This is a genomic window from Flindersiella endophytica, assembly GCF_054779015.1.
Map to the genome: position 1 here is coordinate 293,894 of NZ_BAAGYY010000009.1, position 21,565 is coordinate 315,458.

Annotated in this window: 17 protein-coding genes; 7 read left to right on the plus strand and 10 right to left on the minus strand. The window is 69.8% G+C overall.

Features of this window, described 5'->3' with window-relative positions; all coding sequences use genetic code 11:
• Nucleotides 1-88: 88 nt before the first annotated feature.
• A complete protein-coding gene (eccCa, locus tag ACYVF6_RS06735) occupies nucleotides 89-4,186 on the minus strand; it encodes a type VII secretion protein EccC (protein WP_460517202.1) in 4,098 nt (1,365 codons plus the stop codon).
• Between the two features lie 268 nt (nucleotides 4,187-4,454).
• On the opposite strand from eccCa, the gene eccD reads away from it, so the two are divergent.
• Nucleotides 4,455-5,867, plus strand: a complete 1,413-nt coding sequence (gene eccD / locus ACYVF6_RS06740) for a type VII secretion integral membrane protein EccD (RefSeq protein ID WP_460517205.1) — start codon at nucleotides 4,455-4,457, stop codon at nucleotides 5,865-5,867.
• 97 nt (nucleotides 5,868-5,964) lie between these two features.
• On the opposite strand, the gene ACYVF6_RS06745 is transcribed toward eccD, so the two are convergent.
• Nucleotides 5,965-6,627, minus strand: a complete 663-nt coding sequence (locus ACYVF6_RS06745; RefSeq protein ID WP_460517208.1) for a hypothetical protein — start codon at nucleotides 6,625-6,627, stop codon at nucleotides 5,965-5,967.
• Between the two features lie 67 nt (nucleotides 6,628-6,694).
• Entirely contained in the window at nucleotides 6,695-7,849 is a 1,155-nt protein-coding gene (locus ACYVF6_RS06750) for a type VII secretion protein EccE (RefSeq protein WP_460517211.1), read from the minus strand.
• A gap of 373 nt (nucleotides 7,850-8,222) precedes the next feature.
• Between ACYVF6_RS06750 and eccB the strand changes: the two genes are divergently transcribed.
• The 3 genes from eccB (at nucleotide 8,223) to ACYVF6_RS06765 (ending at nucleotide 10,675) form a co-directional block, all read left to right on the plus strand.
• Nucleotides 8,223-9,713 (plus strand): type VII secretion protein EccB, encoded by a 1,491-nt coding sequence (eccB, locus tag ACYVF6_RS06755; RefSeq protein WP_460517214.1) that lies wholly within the window; start codon nucleotides 8,223-8,225, stop codon nucleotides 9,711-9,713.
• Between the two features lie 302 nt (nucleotides 9,714-10,015).
• The gene (locus ACYVF6_RS06760; RefSeq protein WP_460517217.1) at nucleotides 10,016-10,327 is read left to right on the plus strand and encodes a WXG100 family type VII secretion target; all 312 of its coding nucleotides are present in this window, start codon (nucleotides 10,016-10,018) and stop codon (nucleotides 10,325-10,327) included.
• Nucleotides 10,328-10,384: 57 nt separating this feature from the next.
• On the plus strand, nucleotides 10,385-10,675 hold the full coding sequence (locus ACYVF6_RS06765; protein WP_460517220.1) for a WXG100 family type VII secretion target: 291 nt from the start codon (nucleotides 10,385-10,387) through the stop codon (nucleotides 10,673-10,675).
• Nucleotides 10,676-10,809: 134 nt separating this feature from the next.
• On the opposite strand, the gene ACYVF6_RS06770 is transcribed toward ACYVF6_RS06765, so the two are convergent.
• The 7 genes from ACYVF6_RS06770 to ACYVF6_RS06800 all read right to left on the minus strand — a co-directional run bounded on the left by ACYVF6_RS06770 (nucleotide 10,810) and on the right by ACYVF6_RS06800 (nucleotide 18,102).
• Entirely contained in the window at nucleotides 10,810-11,760 is a 951-nt protein-coding gene (locus tag ACYVF6_RS06770; RefSeq protein WP_460517223.1) for a bifunctional helix-turn-helix transcriptional regulator/GNAT family N-acetyltransferase, read from the minus strand.
• 85 nt (nucleotides 11,761-11,845) lie between these two features.
• Nucleotides 11,846-12,670, minus strand: coding sequence for a hypothetical protein (locus ACYVF6_RS06775; RefSeq protein ID WP_460517226.1), 825 nt, complete (start codon nucleotides 12,668-12,670; stop codon nucleotides 11,846-11,848).
• A gap of 282 nt (nucleotides 12,671-12,952) precedes the next feature.
• A complete protein-coding gene (locus tag ACYVF6_RS06780) occupies nucleotides 12,953-13,612 on the minus strand; it encodes a methyltransferase domain-containing protein (protein ID WP_460517228.1) in 660 nt (219 codons plus the stop codon).
• A 34-nt stretch (nucleotides 13,613-13,646) separates the two neighbouring features.
• Nucleotides 13,647-14,843: an ATP-binding protein gene (locus ACYVF6_RS06785; RefSeq protein ID WP_460517231.1), complete on the minus strand. Its 1,197-nt coding sequence runs from the start codon at nucleotides 14,841-14,843 to the stop codon at nucleotides 13,647-13,649.
• A gap of 33 nt (nucleotides 14,844-14,876) precedes the next feature.
• Nucleotides 14,877-16,235, minus strand: coding sequence for an O-antigen ligase family protein (locus ACYVF6_RS06790; RefSeq protein ID WP_460517234.1), 1,359 nt, complete (start codon nucleotides 16,233-16,235; stop codon nucleotides 14,877-14,879).
• Nucleotides 16,232-17,020: a hypothetical protein gene (locus ACYVF6_RS06795; protein ID WP_460517237.1), complete on the minus strand. Its 789-nt coding sequence runs from the start codon at nucleotides 17,018-17,020 to the stop codon at nucleotides 16,232-16,234. Before ACYVF6_RS06795 ends, ACYVF6_RS06790 begins: the two co-directional genes overlap by 4 nt.
• A complete protein-coding gene (locus ACYVF6_RS06800; RefSeq protein ID WP_460517240.1) occupies nucleotides 17,017-18,102 on the minus strand; it encodes a glycosyltransferase family 4 protein in 1,086 nt (361 codons plus the stop codon). Before ACYVF6_RS06800 ends, ACYVF6_RS06795 begins: the two co-directional genes overlap by 4 nt.
• Here ACYVF6_RS06800 and ACYVF6_RS06805 point away from each other — a divergent pair.
• The 3 genes from ACYVF6_RS06805 to ACYVF6_RS06815 all read left to right on the plus strand — a co-directional run bounded on the left by ACYVF6_RS06805 (nucleotide 18,083) and on the right by ACYVF6_RS06815 (nucleotide 21,554).
• Nucleotides 18,083-19,546 (plus strand): lipopolysaccharide biosynthesis protein, encoded by a 1,464-nt coding sequence (locus ACYVF6_RS06805; protein ID WP_460517243.1) that lies wholly within the window; start codon nucleotides 18,083-18,085, stop codon nucleotides 19,544-19,546. The genes ACYVF6_RS06800 and ACYVF6_RS06805 overlap by 20 nt on opposite strands.
• 104 nt (nucleotides 19,547-19,650) lie before the next feature.
• Nucleotides 19,651-20,457 (plus strand): WecB/TagA/CpsF family glycosyltransferase, encoded by an 807-nt coding sequence (locus ACYVF6_RS06810; RefSeq protein ID WP_460517246.1) that lies wholly within the window; start codon nucleotides 19,651-19,653, stop codon nucleotides 20,455-20,457.
• Nucleotides 20,424-21,554: an acyltransferase gene (locus tag ACYVF6_RS06815; RefSeq protein ID WP_460517249.1), complete on the plus strand. Its 1,131-nt coding sequence runs from the start codon at nucleotides 20,424-20,426 to the stop codon at nucleotides 21,552-21,554. Before ACYVF6_RS06810 ends, ACYVF6_RS06815 begins: the two co-directional genes overlap by 34 nt.
• Nucleotides 21,555-21,565 lie beyond the last annotated feature (11 nt).

The window sequence follows — 21,565 nt, forward strand, 5'->3', positions numbered from 1 at the left end:
CGAGCCAACACCGAACAGAGACAGCGAACCGCCCCCGGTCACTCCAGGCCCGGGGGCGGTTCGCTGTCTGACGTTCCGGTTGAGGCGCCTACGCCGAGGCCGTCTCCTCCTCGCCCGGGCGGGGCAGCCAGGCCGTCTGGATGAGCTTGTTGCCCATCCGGCGGCTGATCAGCATGCCTCGGCCAGGCACCAGTGGCGTGGCCGTGTGGCCGTAGAGCTTGCCCTCTTCCTTGGTACCGGACATGATCAGCGCCGGGTTACCCATGTCGCGCTGGCGCTGCACGATCGGGTCGTGCATCGCGCGGCCCACGCCACCGAAACCACGGGCGATGATCAGGTGCAGGCCGATGTCGCGGGCCTGGCTCACCAGGTCGACGAACGGGCTGAGCGGGTTGCCGCTCGAGGTGGCCACCAGCTCGTAGTCGTCGACCACGACGAACAGGTCGGAACCCGTCCACCAGGAACGGTTCTTCAACTGCTCCGGCGTGACGTCAGGCCCTGGCATCCGCTTGCGTACGACGCCCGCGATGTCCTTCAGCATGTCGGTCGCGGCGCCGGACGAAGCGGCGTAGCCGATCAGGTGTTCCTTGCCGGTGATCGACTCGAGCTGCGCCCGGCGGTAGTCGATGACGACGATCTTGGCTTCCTTCGGTGTGTAGCGCGCCACGATCGACTTGAGGATCACGTCCAGCAGGTTGGACTTACCGCACTCGATCTGCCCGGTGAGGAACAGGTGCGGCTCCTCCTCGAAGTCGAGGAGGACGGGTTGCAGGTTGTCCTCGTCGATACCGATCGGGATGAGGTGCTTGGGACGGTCGCCCGGCTGCGGCAGTGTCGTGATCTCGAGCCGCTCGGGCAGCAGGCGGACGGGCGCCGCGGGCCGGCCCTTCCAGGCGGCCACCGAGGCCTCGCACATCGCCTTCACACCGTCGGCGAGGTCGTCGTCGTCCTCGACACCGTCGATACGTGGCAACACGCCCAGGAAGTGCAGCTTCTCGGGTGTGATGCCGCGGCCCGGGCGGTTGTTGGGCACGTTGGCCGCGATCCGCCGGTCGATCTCGGAGTCGTACGGGTCACCCTGCCGCAGCTCCAGCTTGGTCTGCAGCAGCGTCTTGATCGCCGAGCGGAACTCGTTCCACTTCACGGCCGTGGCGACGACGTGAATGCCGAAACCCAGACCGCGGTTGGCGAGCGTGGTGACGGCCTGCTCGATCTGCTCGTGCTCGGCACGCACCGTGCCCCAGCCGTCGATGACCAGGAACACGTCGGACGGGAAGCGGTCGGGCTCGATCCGGTTCTGCCGGCGCATCCGGCGGTACGTGGCGATCGAGTCGATGCCGTTCTCGGTGAAGCGCAGCTCGCGCTGCTCCATCAGCGAGGTCATCTCACCGATGGTCCGGCGGATGCCGTCGGAGTCGAGCCGGGTCGCGACGCCACCGACGTGCGGCAGGCCGGCCATGGCCGGCAACGTGCCACCACCGAAGTCGAGGCAGTAGATGCCCACCTCCTCGGGCGTGTGGGTCATCGCCAGCGCGGCGATCAGGCCACGGACCATCGTGCTCTTGCCGGTCTGCGGACCACCGCAGATCGCGATGTGACCACCCGCACCCGACAGGTCGAGCCACATCGGGTCACGCCGCTGGTGGTAGGGCTTGTCGACCAGGGCCACCGGGACCTGCAAGGTGCCCCGGCCGTCCCAGTCGGCGTTCAGGCCGTGTTCCTCGCTGGTCTTCAGCGGCGGCAGCAGGCCGTCCATCGTCGGCGGCTCGTTGAGCGGCGGCAGCCAGACCTGGTGAGCAGGCCGGCCTTTGCCGATCAGCTGCTCCACGATCAGGTCGAGCAGCACCTTGGGCTCGCCGGGTGCGGGACCCTGCGCGGCCTGCTGGACTTCCTGCTCGGGCTCCGGCTCCGCCGGGATCTCGACGATGTTGGGTTCGACGTAGTCGGTGGTGTAGGCGGTGATCTGCGGGACGAACCGCTTCTCACCCGGCTTCGGCGGCGCCTTGCGCTTGCCGCCGACCGTGCCCGGCGTCGGCCGGACGTACGGCGCACCGACGTAGGCGGCACGGAACCGCTGCATGTAGTCGGTGCCGACCTTGAGGTAGCCACCACCGGGCTCGCGGGGCAGCTCGAACGCGTCCGGAACGCCGATGACCGTACGGCTCTCGGCGGCGGAGAACGTCCGCAGACCGAAGCGGTACGACAGGAACGTGTCGAGGCCCTTGAGCTTGCCTTCCTCCAGCCGCTGGGAGGCCAGCAGCAGGTGGACGCCGATCGATCGGCCGATCCGGCCGATCTGCAGGAACACGTCGATGAACTCGGGCTTCGCGGTCAGCAGCTCGGAGAACTCGTCCGCCACGATCCACAGCGTGGGCAGCGGCTCCAACGGCTTGCCCTTGGCCCGGTCCTCTTCGTAGTCGCGCAGCGAGCCGTAGTTGCCTGCCGACGCGAGCAGCTCCTGCCGGCGCGCCATCTCACCGGCGATCGCGTCCTGCATGCGGTCGACGAGCGTGAGCTCGCCTTCGAGGTTGGTGATGACCGCGGAGGTGTGGGGCAGCTTGTCGAGCTCGAGGAACGTCGCACCACCCTTGAAGTCGACCAGCACGAGGTTGAGGTAGTCGGGCGAGTGGGTGGCCACCAGCCCGAGCACGATCGTGCGCAGCACCTCGGACTTACCGGAACCGGTCGCACCGATCACCAGGCCGTGCGGGCCCATGCCGCCCTGCGCGGCCTCCTTGATGTCGAGCTCGATCGGCATGCCCTTGTCGTCGAGACCGAACGGGATCCGCAGCCGGCTCTCGCGTGGCCGCGGCTTCCAGACCTCTTCGAGGTTGAGGTTGTAGGCGTCCTGGATGTTGAGCAGAGCCATCAGGTCGTTCTCGAACTGCGGCTTCTCCTCCTCGACCTCGGCCTCCGCGGACTCAGCGGCCTTGCCGGTCGCCGTCGTGGCCCGCAGGGGCGCGAGCGTACGGGCGAGCGCCTCGATCTCGGTCACCGAGATCGAGTCGGGCTTGCCGAGCTCGGTGGTACGCCACTTCTCGTCGCGGCCGGGCGTGAGGTGCTCGACCTTGCTCTTCTCGACGTGCAGCCGGAGCACGCCGGTGCCGCCCTGCCGGGCCGCCTGGCCGGTGACGTCGATCAGCGTCGTGCCCTGCCACGGCTGGGACACGAACAGGGAGTCGGGGCCGGCGTGGCCACCGTCGACGACGACGATCACGTGCGGAGCGTCGGTGAGCGGCGAGCCGTCGGGCGAGAAGTAAGGACGGTTGGTCAGCTGGTCGGCGAGCATCCGCTCCAGCTCCGACATCGAGCCCGCGACGAACCGCAGGTGGCCGGCGCCGTCGGTGGCCGCCGGGTGCAGCGTGTGCGGCAGCCACTTGACCCAGTCCCACTCGGCCCGGCGGTCGGGTCCGACGCAGAACGCCAGGATCATCTCGTGCGGCGCGTGGAACGTCGCGATGTGCGCGAGCATCGCCCGCGAGAGGTCACGGATGGCCTCGACGTCGCCGTCCATGCGTACGTGGGCGAACGCGCGAAGTGACAGCGCCACCGGCAGGTCGTTGACCCGGCGGTAGGTCTGGATGAAGCGACGCAGTGCGCCGGAGCTCACGGGGTCGAGGTCCTCGACGGGCTTGGTCTCCGGCGCGACCAGCTTCAGCAGGAAGCCCTGGGCGCCTCGAGCCAGGCGTACGTGCCCGAAGTCCTTGTCGTTGGGCCGGCGCTCCCACAGCCGGCGCGACAGCGGCACCGCCCACAGCTGGCTGGGGTCGGGGTAGCGGAACTCGAGCGCCTCGCGTTGCTTGTCGGCCGCGGCCCGGATGCGACGGCGCAACTGCGAGAGGTAACGAAGGTAGTCCCGCCGGCCGCCGTCGACCTTGCGCTTGCGATCGGCTCCCCGGTTGCCGAGCTGCGACAGGCCCATGCCCATCGTCGAGACGCCCATCATGCCCATCGCGATCATGCGCATGATCCCGCGGTCGCCGCCGCCTCCGCCGGTGAACATGCTGGCCATGAACACCATCGAGACCGCACCACCGGCCATCGGGAGCACGCTGAGCCACTTCTGCATACCGCCGCCGGCGGTCTCTTCCTCCGGCATCTCAGGCGGCGACTCGAAGATCACCTCGCCCTTGGGCATCTGAGGCGGCGGCCGCCGTGGTGGACGGCGGTACAGCACAGTGCTCATCGGCCACACCCTCCTAAACGCTGCATAATCCCCACGCCGGACCCAAGTGAGCGGGTGTTGCACAGCAAAGTCACAAAGGTCCACATCCAGCCTAACGTCGCGAAGCGACGACGTCTCCTCCGAGGAGCCCTCCTCGGTGTCGAGCCGGCCGGCCAGGCGATCGGCTCCGGGGACATACCGTCGACAAAGCCCCGGCCGGAACCTCTAAGCTCTAGTTTCCACGACTTGTGTGGTACCGGGCTGTGCAAGCGGAAGAGGGGACTTGGCCGTGGACGCGAACAGCGGGGTAGAGCTATGCCGCGTCACTGTGATCGCACCGCGAACACGAATGGATCTGGCGCTGCCGACGGACTCGCCGCTCGCCGACCTCCTGCCGACACTGCTGCGTTACGCGGGTGAGAATCCCGACGATCCGACGTTCCTGCGGGGCGGCTGGATCATGCAGCGGCTCGGCGAGTCGGCGCTCGACCCGTCGCAGCGACTGGCGAGCCTCGGTGTCAAGGACGGCGACGTGCTGTACCTCCGGCACCGCGAGACCTCGATCCCGGAGTTCGCGTTCGACGACGTGTCCGACGCGATCGCGACGGCCACTCGTACCCGCCGGTCGGCCTGGGACGCCGGCGCCACTCGTACCGCCTCGATGGCGGTGGCCGCCGTCGCCTTCCTGGTCGGGATCTTCGTGGCGCTGCGGTCCGGCGAGCCCAACTGGATCCTGTCGACGGTGATCTGCCTGATCGCCGCGGTGGCGCTGCTCGGTGGCGGCGCGGCGATGTCGCGGGCCTACGGCGACGCCCGGGCCGGGTCGCTGCTCGGCGCGTTCGCGGTCGCCTACGCCGCGGTCGGCGGGTTGCTCCTGCTCGGTGACAGCTCGAACCTCAGCGCGTTCGGGCCGGCTCAACTCCTCGTCGGCCTCGGGTTCGCGATGGTGATGTCGACGATCTGCGGTTACGCCATCGCGGCCAGCTGGGACGCGTTCTTCGCCGTCGCCGTGGTCGCGGGGCTCGGTGCGCTGGCCGCGCTGGCGGTCCTGCTCAGTCCGGAGAACGGTCCGGTCACGGGCCCGCAGGCAGCGTCGATCGCGATCATGATCGCGCTGGGCGCGGTCCCGTTCCTGCCGACCATCTGCGCCCGGCTGGCCAAGCTGCCGATGCCGGTGCTCCCGTCCAGCGCCGACGACCTGCGTGCGCAGACCGACGTGCTACCCGGCCCCACGGTCATCCAGCAGGCGATCATCGCCGACAAGCTGATCGCCGCGTTCATCGCCGGCTCGGCGACGATCTGCGTGCTCGGCTCCATCTACGTCCTGCGCGAACCCACCTGGTTCGCCCCGGCGCTGATCGGTGTGGCGGCGCTGGCGCTGGTCCTGCGGGCGAGGCACTTCCGCGGCCGGACGCAGCGGCTCTGGCTGATCTGCGGTGGCGTGCTGTGCTCGGTGATCGTGATCGTCGAGCTCTCGCTGGCCCAGGACACCCAGCTGGCCCTGCTGGTGCTCGGCCTGCCGTGCCTCGTGATCGCCGGCGTACTGGTCGCCTGGGGCATCTGGATGCCGGGCCGGGAGCTGTCGCCGGTCTGGGGCCGCTACGGCGACCTGCTCGAGGTCCTCGTCCTGCTCGGCATCGTGCCGCTGACCGTCGGCATGCTCGGCGTCTACGACCTGATCCTCGAGGGTCTCAGCGGCTGATCGCCCGTCCTGACGGCAAGAACAAGAAGCAGCCGGCGCCTCGGTTCGAGGCGCCGGCTGTTTTCTTTGTCGCGAAATTCTTCGATGCGGCCGAGGGCTACCCGAACAGCCGCTGCTCCAAGCTGCTCGCCTGCAGCTGCCCGAACGCCAGCTGGCCGGCCGTCGCCACCGCGACGACACCCGCCGGCATCTGGGTCAGCCAGCCGGCCCGGTCGGGCGCCAGACCGAACGCCCTGCGCACCGACTCGGCCGACGCGGGAGCCAGCTGCTGCGTCACCACGAGGTCGTACGAACGCAGCTCGTTCTCGTCGGTGGAGTCGATGCTCGACTGCACCGAGACGAACGTCTGCCAGTTGCTCTGCTCCCACCGCGGCAGCGCCTGGTGGTCGCTGGTGGCGTCGATCACCAGCGACGGCCGCAGCAAGGTGCCGGTGGCCGCGACCCGCGAGCCGGTCGGCAGCACGGTGAGCCACTGCGGCCCGCGCGGGACGGCCTGTACGAGCCGGGTCCAGCCGGCCACCGCGTCGGTGACGACGGTGACGTGGGCGCCGAGCGCGATCGCCCGGTAGGCGATCAGCTGGGCGAGCTGCCCGGCCGACACCACACAGACGCGGACCGGCTCGGCCCGGAACAGCCGGATCACCAGCGCGCCCGCCTGGCCGGAGCCGAGCACGAGCCCGGACGGCGGCAGCGTCACGATGGCATCGCCGACGTTGCGCTGATGCGTCTCGTGCGCGGCCACCAACGGAAACATCGTCACGGTGCACCAACTCCGTAGCAGACGGCTCGGCCAGAAGACTTCACGGACACCCCCGCGGCAACGGCACTCATCGGGCACCGACTCCGAGCGGGATCGTCGCCAGTACGCCGGGCACGTGCTCGCCGTCGAGCCGGTTGACGGTGACCCGGCCGCGAGACGACAGCCTGGTCAGCTGGCGGAACGCGGCACGCGCGTTCTTCGGGTTGTCGGCGCCGATCCGGACGAACGACGAGGCGCGCAGGAGGTTTTCCGTGGACCAGGAGAACGTCAGCGACGCCGTGCTCGCCACCGGGAGCGCGGCCATCGCAGCCAGCAGCCGGGAGGCGCCGGGCAGTCCGGCCCGGGGCCAGGACCGAACCCATCCGGTCGCGTGCGCCACGCCGTCACAGGTCCAGCCGCGCCAGTTCTCGTTGGTCCGCCGCGCGCGCACCGACGCCGGAACGTAATGGGGGTCGATGCTGAGCGTCAGCGACAGCACGTCGCGAACCTCGGTGTCGCCGAGCGCCCGGCACGGCACGCCCTCGGACGACAGCACCTTGGTCGCCCAGCCGATGGCGGTGCGGACCGCCCGGCGTACGGCGTCGACGTCGTCTCCGTCGAGCGTCAGTGAGCTGCCGGCCCAGCCCGGCTCCAGCCGGACCGCGATCCACCACGCGACCGTGGCGGGAGCGCCGGCGGTGTTGATCTCGAGGTAGGACTGCGCGATCTGCTGGCCGTACTGGCCGAGCGAAGGGCTCGGTGCCGGCAGCGTACGGACGATGAGCTGCGCGGACGCCAGGCGTACGCCCTCGGCGTCACCGAGCGCGGCCAGCGCCTTGAGCGGCACGGTCACCGGGTCTGCCGAGGAGATCAGGTCCTCCTGCGACGGCCCGAGCAGGAAGACGTAGCCGGTGCCGTCGTGGATGACGCCGACGTCGGTGCTGCCCCGCCGGCCGGCCACGGACGTGATCTCGAACTTCGGCAGCCACTCCCGCAGTGGCGCGAGCGCCGGGTCGTGCGGGGCCCCGGCCCGGGCGGCGCTGTTGCGCTTGCGATGCGCACGCCACACTCCGAACCAGCGCCACAGCGGTCTGCCGTTGAGATAGAACAGCGTGAACACGGCGACGGCGAGCAGGACGACGATGCCGATGACGAGCGGGATCGGACTGGATCCCTTGTAGCGAATGCCGATGGCGAGCAGGCCGAGACCGACCTGCCAGGCCACGAGCGGGCCGAGTGGCACCGGCCCGATGCGTCGACCTGGATAGGCCCTGGTCACAGGTGCTGAAGCACGACTGCGATCGGCCGTTGCCGGCTGACTGCCCCGCTGACCCGAGCCACCTCGGCCGGCCGCAGAAGCGGCTCGCCGGGTAGGCGCCGGTTGCTGGCGAACGGCGGACACGATCCCCCTTCCGGCCGCTCGACCGCATCGCACCGGTTTGGTCAGGGCGAGTGCCGAACGACAACAGTTGGCTTGGCGGAATATCGTAGTCGCAGTTCCCGGCCGGTGTGCCTACCGTGCCGGGCAGAGCTTGTACAAATCAGGCATAGCATGCTGTGACAGGATCTTGCGACAGGGCACCGACGGGATGGCTTAACGAGCCTAGGGGACATCTATGCAGACCAGACGTGACCGGCTGCAGGCATACCAGTATCAGGTCAAGCGGATCATGTCGGCGTTGCTCGGCATGGAGCCGGAAGCGCCGGACCAGCCGATGCGGCGCGTCCGCGCGGCGATGTTCTCCGGCGTCATGGTCGGCGCCCTGGCCTGCGGCGTGGTTGCGCTCTACGGCTGGATCAGCCACTCGCAGACGCGAGGCTGGAAGGACCAGGCGCCGGCGCTGATCCAGATCAAGGAGTCCGGAGCCCAGTTCATCCTCTGGCCGGACGACTCGGTCGAGGGCAAGCGGGTGCTCTATCCCGTCACCAACTTCACCTCGGCGCAGCTGATCCTGGGCAACAGCACCATCAAGGACACGCGGCGGACGATTCCGCGAGTCAACGCCAACGGCGTGCCGCGCGGCGGCCAGGTGGTCGGCATCAACGGCATCCCGCCCAGCCTGCCGGACAAGGACGCCTCCGCCAACGGAGTCTGGTTCATCTGCAACCACGTCGAGACGGTGAAGGGCGAGCAGAAGCGGGTGGTCGACCTGTTCGCCGGCCAGTCTCCGATCGACACGCAGTACCTCGGCACCGACACGCTCGCGGTAAGCGACACCAGTTCCGGCCAGCTTTACGTGATCTACAACGGCAAGCGACTTCCAGTCGAGTCCGAAGACACCCTGCGTTTCCTCGATCTGAAGGACAACCCGATCGTCAAGGTCAAGCCGGCCTGGCTCAACTCCATCCCCGAAGGGAAACCCCTCGAGCCGCTCTCCGTCCCCGGTGCGGGCACGCCCGCGTCGAAACAGATCGAGGGCAACGACACCGTCGTCGGGGAGGTGTTCGAAGCCGGCGACCAGTTCTTCCTGATGCAGACCGGCGGACTGGCGAAGATCTCCCCGACGCAGGCGAAGCTGCTCATCAGCTCCGGCACCGCGAGGGATCCCAGCGGGTCGCAGGCGGCGGCGAAGGAGATCGCCGACGCGTCGACCAGAGGCATCGTCCTCGAGGACGTCGACCTCTCGCAGCCGGACCACCCGCAGGATCTGCCGAGCTGGGCAGCCATTCCTAACGACTCGTCGGATCCTGTGATGTGCCTGCAGTACTCCAGCGAGTCTCCCCAGGATCCGATGCAGATGCAGATCGGCCTCAGCCTGAAGGACACGCCACGGGTGAATCCGGTCGGCGGCTCGCTGAGCGGCCCGCCCGCCGACACCGTGTCTCTGCCAGGCGGGAAGTTCATGGTGCTGCGGTCATATGCCCGAGACCCCGGCAAGGGCCCCCTCTTCCTCCTGACCGACGACGGGCTGAAGTACCCCGTCAAGGACCCCAGCGTGCTGAGCCTGCTCGGATACGACGGCGTGAAGATCTGGCCTGTACCCAGGGACATCTCCGACCTGATCGCCACCGGGCCGGCACTCGACCCGGCCAAGGCGAAGGGATCCGCGCTCGCCCAGGGCGACCCCAACGCACAGCCGACCCAGAGTGTCCCGGCCGGCAACTGACCGCTCCCCCTGAGTTCGCGTTTTTCGAGGTCGTGGGCAGGTTTACGCGCCGGAAATCTGTCCACAGAACCAAGTTGACCCGCATTTCTGTGGACCGCTGTCCGGATATCCACAGGCTTGCGGGTGCGGCGTGACATGGACGGTGCGGTTCGGGTTAGCGTAGGCATCACGTTGAACACGAACGGTTCGAACCGCACCGGACCAGACGAGTTCGACAACAAATGACGGTCGCTCCTGTTGCTCACACACCGCGCAGCGAGCGGACAGCGATCCGGGAGACCGGACTGACGAAGGAGGCAGGTGTGTCTGCAGCTAGCTCTGACAGCGTTGCGATGGAACAGGCGCGCGGGAAGATCGAAGAGACCTTCGACGCGATCGATGGCCTGCGCAAGGGCTTGGTCCAGTACGCCGAGCAGAACGCCAGCGAGTGGACGGGCCAGACGGCTGGGGTCTTCCAGCGCGTGATCGGCCTGACCGACGAGAAGCTCGTCAAGATCGGCGACGCGCTCAACACCCTCGCGACCAACGTCGGTGGTGCCGCCAAGGCCTACGCCAGCAACGAGGAACAGCAGGCGCAGACCACGAGCAAGTTCGAGGGCCTGCTCGGCGGCTGACCGCTCCACTCGTTGCATCGACATCGATCACAAGCTTAGAAGAGAGGCAAAGCGACCATGGGTGACGTTAGTAAGTGGAGTGAGACAGCTCTCGACGAGCTGACCGACGTCCTGAAGAAGACCTACGACGGTATCTCGCAGGAGACCGACGGCCTGGAGAAGCAGCTCGAGCCGCTGCTGGAGACCTGGGACGGTACCGCGCGTGCGGCCTACGGCGACGCCAAGGCGCAGTGGGAGAAGGCCCAGACGGAGGTGGCGGACATCATCAACGAGCTCAGCTCCGCCATCCAGGACGTCAAGGGTGGCTTCATGGACACGGAAAAAGGCAACGAGGCGCTGTTCGGCTGATCAGCCGCCCACGTTGTCAGGTATCGATCCCGGTCGTCGCGGAGGGCGGCCGGGATCGCCCCTTTTCCAGGTCATTTCACATTCGTTCGGGCGCCGTTAGCCCACCCCCGTGAGGCGGGGCCCCGGACCTCCGTTCAGGCCAGGTTTCGGCCCCAGTACTGCCCCACCAGGTCATGACCGAAGCTGTGATGCGGTTCGGACTCCAGCAGCTCGAATCCCGCGCGCTGGTAGATCCGCCGCGCCGAGGCGAGTACGTCGTTGGTCCACAGCACCATCTGCTCGTAGCCCGCTTCCCTTGCGAACCGCAGGCACTCGTCCGTGAGCCGCGATCCGATACCCATGCCGCGGGCGAACGGCTCCACCAGCAGCAGGCGTAGCTGCGCGGTCGTGTCGGGCGCGTCTTTGCTACGCACGCAGAACACGCAGCCGGCGGGCTGACCGCCGACCTCCGCGATCCACGCGTTCTCCTTCTCTGGTTGAAGATTGTCGGCGTAGTCCGCGACGATCCGGGCGACCAGCGCCTCGTAGGTCAGGTCCCAGCCGTACTCCTGTGCATAGATCGCGCCGTTGCGCTGCACCACCCAGCCGAGGTCGCCGGGCCGTAGTGGGCGCAGGTCGTACTCCTCGGGCGGCGTCTTGGTGAGCAGCCGCCGGACCGTCCCGAGCGCCGCCACCAGCTCACGCTGCTCCTCCTCGCCCAGCGCGTCGAGGTGGGTTCCGATGTCCGCCGCGGCTCGCTCGTCCAGCTGGGCGAACGTCGCCTGCCCCGTCTCGGTGAGCGTGACCAGCTGCCGGCGCGCGTCGTGCTGTGCGCGCTGCTTGACGACCAGGCCGTCGCGCTGGAACCGGGCGAGGATCCGGCTCAGGTAGCTCGGATCCAGACCGAGCCGCCGGCGCAGGTCGAGCGTCTCCGTGGCGTCCGGGTCGTTCGCGATCTCGTAGAGCACGCGAGCCTCGGTCAGGCCGTACGGCGAGCCGAGGTGGCCGTCGCCGAGCGCACCGACGTACGCGGTGTAGAAACGGTTGAACGAACGAACGTCGCGGACGTGTTGCGCGCGCTGGTCCGCAGAGGTAAAGGCTGTCATCGACATCCATCAGCAATCGTTGGACTAAGTCCAACAAATCCTAGCCGCACTCTGCCGCCGGTGGTGCGAAGGGAGCGAAAGTGGTTCAGACCAGGCGCTTGGGCACCGGTGCCGAGGTCAGCTCCTCGACGTTCTTGCTGACGCCCCGGATGCCGAGGATCGCGATCACCGAGAGCGCCGCCACCAGCACCGAGCCGACGCCGAGCAGGATGTAGCCGACCACGATCTGGTTGAGGTCGTCGCCGGCGTGCAGGAAGAACGCGACGACGATCAGCACAGTGGCGAGTCCAACCGCGACCCACCACGCGACCCCGAACGGCAGCCTGGCCTGCGGCAGCGCCTGGAAGACCCGGGCCATCCACAGGCCGACCAGCACGGCGGCGGCGATCACCAGCACGCTGGCGGTGAGGAACAGGACGAGGTTGATGGTGTCGCTCGTGGTCGCGCTGTCGGTGCTGACCGAGCCGGCGTCCTTTGCCAGGTCGGAGAAGATCGCCCGCCGCTGGGTCAGGCAGAGCACGCCGTAGGCCGCCGACGAGACGGCAGCCAGCACGAGCGCGAGGCTCGCCAGCATGCCGAGACCGGCGGGATAGGCGGACGGCTCGCGGACCGGCTCCTGCGGAATCTGCCGCATCGCGGGCTCGACCGGCAGGCCGGCGCCGGTGCCCGCTCCGGTGCTCGATCCACCGCCGCCCGGCGAGGCCGGCTGCGAACCGGACACGGTGCGGCGAGGGGCGAAGTCGGGTGGGGTCTGCCAGGCCGCGGCGTCCTGGGTGCCGGCCCAGGGCGGGGCCTCTGCCGCGCCGGCGCTGGATGCACCGCCGCTCTGACCACCCGGACTGCTCTGACCTTGGCCGGCATCGCGCTGCCAGGTCGCTGTGGCCCCCCGGCCGCTGTTGGTGGCGGCCACCGCGGAAGACAGTGCGGCACCGCACCGCGAGCAGGTCGAAGCGTCGCTCGTGGTGTCGTAGCCGCAGCGGGGACAGCGCATCAGTGGTGGCCTCGCATTGTGTTCAGTCTCGTGCAGTTTGCCCAACGGCTGCCGAGCCTATCGGCCCGACCCCGCAGGAAGCGAAAGTTGTCAACAGACCTTGGGTACGGGCCGATTCGCCGGCCCGTTCACCGGCTCGGTCGGCCGGCTCGAGGTTGTGGACAGTAGTCCGCCCTTGGATCCGATCGCGCGTCCAGAGTATTACGCCCGAATGGCGATGATCGATTTCGGTAGGCCTGCCGCCCGCTCGTACCAGATCTTCGAGTCCGGGAAGTAGCCGCGCATCGCCCCCGCCGACACCAGTTCGACCTCGTCGACCAGCGCCGCTGCCCGCTCGGCGTCACGAGTGTGCCGGTGGCCGAGCGGCCAGGTCCTGGTGACCGCGAGCTTCGCGGCGCGCGGGAGGAACTGGAAGCCGGGGAACAGCCAGTGCGGCTCCAGCGGGAAGTAGCGGTACGGCGTCTGCACCCAGTGCCGGTCGCTGTGCCGGCGCACGACCTCGGCGAACCGGCTGCGACCCTGGTGGCCGCCGAGGTGCTCGAGCAGGCTGTTGGAGACGACGAGGTCGAAGCGCTCGTCGCCGAGCCCGGGGTCGCAGGCGTCGCCGATCAGAACGCGGATCCAGTCCTCGCTCGCGGAGTCGCGCAGCGCCGGATCGATGTTGACCGTCGTGACGTGAGCCGGCCGGACGGGCGCGCCACGCCAGTAGACGGGTGTCCCGCCGAGATCGAGCACGCGGAACTGCTCGAGATCGGGAAACCTGCGGGTGAACTCGGCCCACCGTTTCGCCCGTGCCCTCGCCGACAACGATCGCGGGTTGTCCGGATTGGCTACCAGATCCCGCAAGCCTCCCAACGCCATGGGGACGAAGCCTAGGCCATGTCTGGCAGGGCGGTCAGGCGCGCTGGCCTCGCAGGAACGCACCGAAGTGCGGCACGGTGAACGCCACCGTCCCGCGTTCGGCGGCATAGACCAGGCCCTTCTTGATCAGCCCGTCGCGGGCCGGCGACAGGCTCTGCGGCCGCCTGCCCAGCACCTTGGCCACCTCGGACGTGGGCACGGAGCTGTCGCCGGCCCGGTCAGCGCCGAGCTCGGCCATCGCCCGCATGTACTCGCGTTCGGCCGGCGTCGCGCGTTCGTACCGCGCTCCGAAGAACCCGACCGCGAGCTCGGCTTCGGCATCCGGTGCGGCGACCTTCACGTCGTCGGCGGTGATCGGGCTGTCGGGCGCGACGTCCCAGGTGGCCTTGCCGAACGCCTGCACGAAGTAGGGGTATCCGTCGGTCACCTCGTGCAGGGCGTCGAGGGCGTCGGCGGCGTACTCCACCTCCTCCGTCTCGGCCGGAACGATCAGTGCCCGGTCGGCCTCGTCGCGCGGCAGGCGGTCGACCAGGACGTACCGGAACAGCCGCTCGGCGTAGGACTTGCTGGCCGCCAGCGCCGCCGGCAGGTGCGGCAGCCCCGCGCCGACCACGACGAACGGCAGCGCGCGCTGGCTGATCTCGTGGCACGCGCCGCAGATCGCGGTGAGCTCGGTGGTGTCGATGTCCTGCATCTCGTCGATGAAGATCGCGACGCCCACGCCCAGGTCGCCCGACAGATCGGCCGCGTCGGACATCAGCTCGGTGAGGTCGAGCTCGAGGTCGCCGGAGTCGGCCCGGCCACGCGCGGCCGGGATCTCGAACGGCGGCTTCCACTTCACGCCCTTGCGACCCTCGGGCGGCGTCTGCAGCGCGAACGCCTTCAGCACGCCGAGGAACTGGTCGACCCGCTCCTCATCGCGGTGCCGTGGGGCGAGCTCGCGGATCGCGGCGTAGATGGCCTGGGCGATCGGCAGCCGCACCGAGCGATCCGGCCGGGCCTCGACCTTTCCGGTGCCCCAGGCCCGCTGCAGCGCGAGCGAGCGCAGGGCGTTCAGTAGCACGGTCTTGCCCACGCCACGCAGGCCGGACAACACCATGGAGCGTTCGGGCCGCCCGGCGGCGACCCGCTCGAGAACGACCGCGAACTGGCGTACCTCGCGGTCTCGGCCGGCGAGCTCGGGCGGACGCTGCCCGGCACCCGGTGCGTAGGGATTCCGTACGGGGTCCACGATCGGACTGTATGGCCTCGTCTAGTGAAAACCCTAGATTTCCTTAGAAGCCGGTAGCGCGTGTCGCAGCTCGGACTTCTGGGTCGCCAGCCACGGCAGCGCGCAACCACCGACCAGCAGCACCAGCGCGGTGGCGGTCAGCGTCACGGTGAAGAGGTTGTTGGTCATGCCCTGGACCAGGAACGCCAGCACGGCGACCCCGATGCCGAGTGGCTCGGCCAGCCGGCTCCACTCCCGCCTGGCACGCCGGATCAAGGCGATGCTCACCAGCACGAACGCCACGTTCAGCAGCAACGCGCCGAGTAGCCCGAGCACGCCGTTCTCCGCTCCGGCGAGCAGGACGGTGTTGTGCGCGTTGTTACCCGCGACGCCGAACGAGGTCGCCCGATAGCGCTCGGGGTCGGCCGCGGTGAACGCCGCCTGCTCCCCCGGGCCCACCCCGACCAGCGGGTGCGACCCGAACACCTTGAGCGCCGAGGCGTACAGCGCCATCCGGTCGGTCCCGTCGTCGAGCAGCCGGCGCAGGACCGGCGTCGCGATCAGCAGCCCGCCGATCACGACCGCGCCACCGGCCAGCCAGAGCATCCTGCCGCCGCGTACGGAAAGCCGCCCGCGCAGTGCCAGCAGCGCCACACAGGCCACCAGCGTGACCACCATCGAAGCCCGCGTGTACGTCAGCACCAGCGCGGCGAACTGGGACAGTACGGCCAGCCCCCACAACATCCGGCGCCGGCGCCGGGCGTCCAGCGCGATGCCGAGCGTGACCGGGATCGTGAGGGTGAACAGCGCTCCGAGGAAGTTCGGCGACAGTTCGAGCGTGCCGTTGACCCGGCCCGGGATCTCGCCGAGCAGGCTGGTGTTGCCCCGCGCCTCCTCCAGGCCGAGCCCGCCAGGCAGTCCGACGGTGTACGCGGCCAGGCTGACCACCGCTTCCAGCACGCCGACAGCGGCCAGCCCGCGCGCGACGACGTGCCTGGTCTGCTCCCGCGGCAGCTGCGCGAGCACCACCAGCACGGCGGCGACGTACAGCAGCACCCGGCCGGGTCCGCGTACCAGGAGGCCGAGGGTGTCCGGCAACGTCTCGGCGTTGACGAACGCGGAGACTGTCGTTCCGGCCGCGAGCAAACCGGCGCCGGCTGTGAGCAGCCGGCCGTACGGCAGCCGGGGCAGGTCACCGCGCAAGGCGAACGGGACGAGCAGTACGAGCCCGAGCACGAACAGCAGGTCGTCGGCACCCACCCCGAGCGCCACGGTCTGGTGCGGTGGCACGACCGTGCACACGGCGATCAGCAGACCGAGCGAGGGCGGCCACTTGCGCAGTCGCGGCACCGTCCACCACAGGACCGCCACGACGAGCACGCAGGCGACCGCGAAGCCGAGCGAGAGGGTCACTTGCCTCCCTCGATCAGGTCGCGGTCGAGCACGTTCTGCCGGACCAGGTGCGACACCTTGACGTCGACCGCGCCGGGCTCGACCCGGATCGCGTGCACAGCGCCGACGATCATCAGGTCGTTGATGCGTACGTGCGCCGACCGGCCCGAGACGCAGATCCCGTCGCCGGCCTTGACGAAGATGTCGAAGTCGTTCGGGTCGTAGTGGTCGCTGCGGATGAACACCTGGCCGTCGGCCCACCAGGCGGCATTACGCACGACAGCCTCCGGTTTGCTCCCGAAGCCGACCAGCGTGATGCCACCGAGCTTGACGAACCCGTCGTCCGCGTCGCCACTGAGCCGGATCCGCCGCGGCCAGGGCGCGGCGAACGTCCGCGTCTCGGACGTCTCCTCGACCAGCTTCCACGGACCGCGGACCAGCCTCGTCGAGGTGAGGACGGTGGGATAGAGCGTGTTGGTGTAGACGTTGCGCTGGAGCGTGATCGGCTTGCCCGGCTCGCCCCGCAACGTGATGCAGCGGTCCTCGGTGCCGGGGTACGCCAGCCGCGTGCCGTATCCCGTGATCAGCACCTGCCCACCTGGTTTCACGCGCCGGATCGCCTCGTCGATGGTGGCCAGTGGCTGGTCGGGCAGCCGCCCGGCCGCGTCGTCGCTGCCGATCCGCCGATCGACGTAGAGCGTGACGGGCTGGCCCGCGGTGGCCGGCGGGAGCAGGACATCGGCGAGCAGCGCGGCGGCCAGCACGGCCACCACCGCTCCGGCCGCGCCCCAGAGCTTGCGACTCACAACAGCGCCTCGAATCGCTCGACGGTCTCGGCCACGGCCGCGTCGACGTCGTGGGAACGCGCGACCGTGTCACCGGCTCGCCGCAGGCCGGCCAGGCGCTCCGGGTCGGCGACAGCGGTCCGGGCCCTGGTCAGCGCGGCGGCCAGCGCCGACGGGTCGTCGGCAGGACAGCTGAAGCCGTTCACGCCCTCGGTGACCGACTCCGCCAGGCCACCGACCGCTGAGACCACCGGGACGCAGCCGGCGGCCATCGCCTCCAGCGCGACCAGGCCGAGCGCCTCCTCACGGGACGGCACGGCCAGCAGCCGGGCACCGGACATCTCGGCGGCGACCGCCTCCTGCGACAGCGCGCCAGCGAAGTCGGCCCGGACGCCGCGGGCGGCGGCCTGCTGCTCGAGGCCGGCCCGCTCGGGCCCGTCACCGACCACGCGTAGCGCGGGTGGGTCGGGCAGCTCGGCGAGCGCGTCGATCAGCACGTCGAGTGCCTTGCGGTGGATCAGGTTGCCGACGAACAACAGCTCGGTCGAGCGGGCCGGAAGAGCAGCGGCGAACGTGTCGTACCGGATGCCGGGCGAGACGACGGCGACCTTGTCCTTCTCCACTCCCAGCCGCTCGGTGACCTCGGCTGCGAGGTAGTCGGTGTTGGCGACGACGAGCGCTGCCCGCCTGAACACCGCCTGGCAGATCGTCCGGTCCAGGCCGCTGCGATCGGGCAGCCGCAGCACGTCGCTGCCGTGCGCGAACAGCACCAGCGGGGCCCGCAGGCGCGCGGCCAGCGGGGCCGCGAACAGCCCGGTGGGGTGCGCGATGTGCGCCTCGACGATCGTGCGTGGCGCACGCTTGCCGGCGGCGGCTCGGAGCACCTGCCCGGCCAGGCTGGCGTACCGCAGCGCGGCCGACGGGTGGTCGTGACAGACGACCGGCCGCACCTCGTGACCCAGCCGCTGCAGAGCGTCGACCCGGTTGGCGACGAACGAGCCCCAGGCCGGGCGGCGGGGGCTCGGCCACAGGTTGGCGACGACGACGATCCGCAGGACTTTCCCCTCCAGGCATGATTGGCGCGTGCCGAACGATACCGCCACCAGCGCGCGGACCCGCCTGCTGACAGGGACGCTGTGGTCGATGGTCGGGCTGGCGGCGCTCGGCGTGACCAGGCTGGTCTACACCGCGCTGATCGGGCGCACCGGCTCGCCCGAGCGGCTGGCGGAGGTCAACGCGCAGGTCTCGCTGGCGTTCATCGCGACGTTCGTCTCGGCCGCAGCCACCGGTGCCGCGGCCGCGAAGTTCATCCCGCTGGCCGCAGCCCGCTCCGGCCGTCCCGCGGCCGCCGCCGTCAGCCGGCGGCTCGGCTGGTGGACGGTGCTCGCCACGGTCGTCGTGCTGGGCGTGCTCGCGGCGTCCGGTGGCAGTTTCCTGCCATCCGCCGGCTGGACCGAGGTCGGCTGGGTCTGTGCGCTCGCGGCGGCGTACGGCGCCTACACGTTCGCCAAGCAGGTGCTCTACGGCTGGCAGCGGCCGGGCAGGTACGCCGTGCTCGAGGTCTTCGCCGACCTCGCGATCGTCGTCCTGACCGTCGTCGCGGTCGTCGCCGGCGCGGCCGAGTGGCTGATCGCGCCGCTGGTCGTCGGCTACGCCGGCTTCGCGGTGGCCGCCCTGCTCTCCGCGCCCCGGATCACGCCCGGCTCGATGCCCGACCTCGGCCGCAACGAACTTGGTGGCTTCGTCGCCTACACGACGCTCGGGATCGCCGCCAGCCAGGGCTTCTTCCAGGCCTCCATGGTCGTCGCGCCGCACGCGACCTCCTCCGCGGAGGCCGGTCTCTACGCCGCGGCGATGAGCCTGATCAGCCCGGCGTTCTTCGCGCCACGGGCGCTGGCACTGGCGTTCCTGCCGAGCGCCGCCGAGGCGAGCGGCCGGGGCGACCAGGCCGCGCTGGCCCGGCAGACCGACCTGCTGACCCGCATGCTCGCGCTGTCGATGCTCCCGCTGTTCGCCGTCGCGGCGATGCTCGGCGCGCCCGCGCTCTGGCTGGTCTTCGGCCCCGACTACACCGGCGGTGGTGCGGTGCTCGCGGTGCTGCTGCTCGGCGTCCTGCTGTACGTCGTGGCAGTGCCCGCGGTGAACGTGCTGTCGGCCTCCGACCTGGCGTCGGTACGGGTGCCTCCGCTGGCGTCGGCCGCCGGGCTCGTGGTGGGTGTCGCGGTCTGGCTGGTGCTCGGCGGCCGGGCCGGCGCGGTCGGCATCGGCCTGGGCTACCTCGCGGGAATGGTCGTACAGGCAGGGATTCCGCTGGTGATCGCGTTCCGGCGGCTCGGCATCGGCTGGGGCGCCGGCCTGGTCGTCAGGCTCGGCTGCTCGCTGGCTGTGGCAGCCGGACTCGGCACCGTAGCGGTCGTCCGGCCACAGCCGTTGCCCGTCGCCGGCTGCGTGGTCGGCTTCGCCGCCGTGTTCGGGCTGCTCCACGGGCGTGAGCTGCTGGGCCTGGTCCGCCAAGTGCACGCTGCGCGGCCTGTTCGGGCGAGATAAAGCGTGATTCACCCGACTCACGACCTGACTCGACGTACCGCGACGAACCCTGGCATGCTGGGGCAGCGAGGTTCGCGGGGGCCCGCCGCCACGGAGGGGAGCAAGTGACCACACCCGGACAGATCCGCGCCGGTTCACACTTCGGTGGGAACGGCCACGGAGCGGTCCGGCGCACCCAAATCTGCGATGTACCGGTCGACGTCCTCACGATGGAGGAGTCCGTACAGGTCGCACACGAGCTCATCCAGGCAGGCGGCACGCACCAGCATGTCGCGATCAACGCAGCCAAGGTCGTCGCGGCCAGCCGCGACCCGTTGCTGCGGGAGATCCTGGAGTCCTGCGCGATCAACAACGCCGACGGTCAGTCGATCGTGTGGGCCGGGCGGCTGCTCGGGCATCGCGTTCCCGAACGGGTGACCGGAATCGACTTCATGCTGCGGATGTGGCAGGCGGCCGCCGAGCACGGCTACCGCGTTTTCCTGCTGGGATCCAAGCGTTCGACGGTCGAGAAGGCCGCCGAAGTCGCGCGCTCTCAGGGCGTCGACGTCGTGGGCGTACGCGACGGCTTCTGGACCGAGTCCGAGGAGGACTCCGTCGTCGCCGACGTCGCCGCTGCCAAGCCCGACCTGCTGTTCGTCGGGCTGCCCACGCCACGCAAGGAAGAGTTTCTCCACCAGCACCTGTCCAACCTGTGCGCGACGCTCGCGGTCGGCGTCGGCGGGTCGTTCGACGTCGTGGCCGGTGAGGTCAGCCGGGCACCGTTGTGGATGCAGCGGTGGGGCCTGGAATGGCTGCACCGCATGCGACAGGAGCCGCGGCGACTGTTCGCGCGTTACTTCCTCGGCAACCTCGAGTTCACCCGGCTGGTCCTGAAGGAATGGCTGACACGCAGGCGCCGGCCCAAGGCCTGACCGGGGTCCAGGCCCAGGAGATGGCCCAGGAGATGACTCGGGCGCGTACGTACGTGCCCTGGGTTTCGTGGGCCAAGGTGATCGCGATCGTGGGCATCGTCGGCATCCACGTGTGCGGGCATCTCGTGCTCGCGTGGGGACGAGTCGACGCGACGCGATGGCATTTCGCCAACCTGGTCGACTCCGCGGGACGCTTCGGTGTGCCGCTGTTCGTGCTCGTGTCGGGCGCGATGTTGTTACGGCCGGAGCGAGCCGAGAGCGTCCGGACGTTCTGCCGCAAGCGGGTGGCGCGGATCGCGGTTCCCCTTGTGGTGTGGACGATCTTCTATCTGTGGTTCGACGCGTGGACGGCCGGGCGAGAGGTCACGGCGCACACGTTCGTGCAGGGATTCCTGTGGGGGCGGCCTTACTACCACCTCTATTTCCTCTACGTCGTCGCCGGGCTCTACCTCGTGACGCCGTTCCTGCGGGTGTTCGTGGCACACGCGTCGCGGCGGCTGGTCGCGCTGGCGGCGGCGGTGTGCCTGGCCCTGGCGATCGCGGACAAGCTGCAGCACACGTTCATGGGTGGTGGCGGGTTCAACGCGTTCTCGTACTTCGTGCCGTGGATCGGCTATTACCTGCTGGGCCACGTCGTCGCCACGGTGTCGCTGGAGCGCTGGTCACGGCGGGCCGTGCTGGTGTGGTCGGGCGTCGCGTACGTGGCTGGAGTGGTGGTCACGGCCGTCGGCACGTGGGTGCTGTTCGGATGGGTCGGACCGCAGCTCGGTCGGCTGATGTACGACTACTTCGCGCCCGGCGTGCTGCTGTCGGCGCTGTCGGCTGCTGTGTTCCTGCGAGCGTGGCTCGGCGACGCGCGGCCGGTGCCGGCGGCCGGCTCTTCGCCGCTCGGGTGGCGGCTCTCGGACCTGACGCTCGGAGTGTTCCTGCTGCATCCGCTGCCGCTGCAGCTGTTCGTCCGCGCCGACCAGCCGGTCTTCGGCTCCGACCTGGCCGACGTCGGCTTCCACGCTGTCGTGATCGTGGCGCTGGTGGTCGGCTGCGCCGTGGTGACAGCTGTTGTCCGCTTGGTGCCGTTTGTCCGGCGGGTGGTCTGAAGGGCTCGTTG

What these genes read in the sequence shown, in the direction of transcription:
- eccCa (WP_460517202.1), bottom strand. Translation starts at nt 4,186, where the DNA reads ATGAGCACTGTGCTGTACCGCCGTCCACCACGGCGGCCGCCGCCTCAG.
- eccB (WP_460517214.1), top strand. Translation starts at nt 8,223, where the DNA reads ATGCAGACCAGACGTGACCGGCTGCAGGCATACCAGTATCAGGTCAAG.
- ACYVF6_RS06765 (WP_460517220.1), top strand. Translation starts at nt 10,385, where the DNA reads ATGGGTGACGTTAGTAAGTGGAGTGAGACAGCTCTCGACGAGCTGACC.
- ACYVF6_RS06770 (WP_460517223.1), bottom strand. Translation starts at nt 11,760, where the DNA reads ATGACAGCCTTTACCTCTGCGGACCAGCGCGCGCAACACGTCCGCGAC.
- ACYVF6_RS06780 (WP_460517228.1), bottom strand. Translation starts at nt 13,612, where the DNA reads ATGGCGTTGGGAGGCTTGCGGGATCTGGTAGCCAATCCGGACAACCCG.
- ACYVF6_RS06815 (WP_460517249.1), top strand. Translation starts at nt 20,424, where the DNA reads ATGGCTGACACGCAGGCGCCGGCCCAAGGCCTGACCGGGGTCCAGGCC.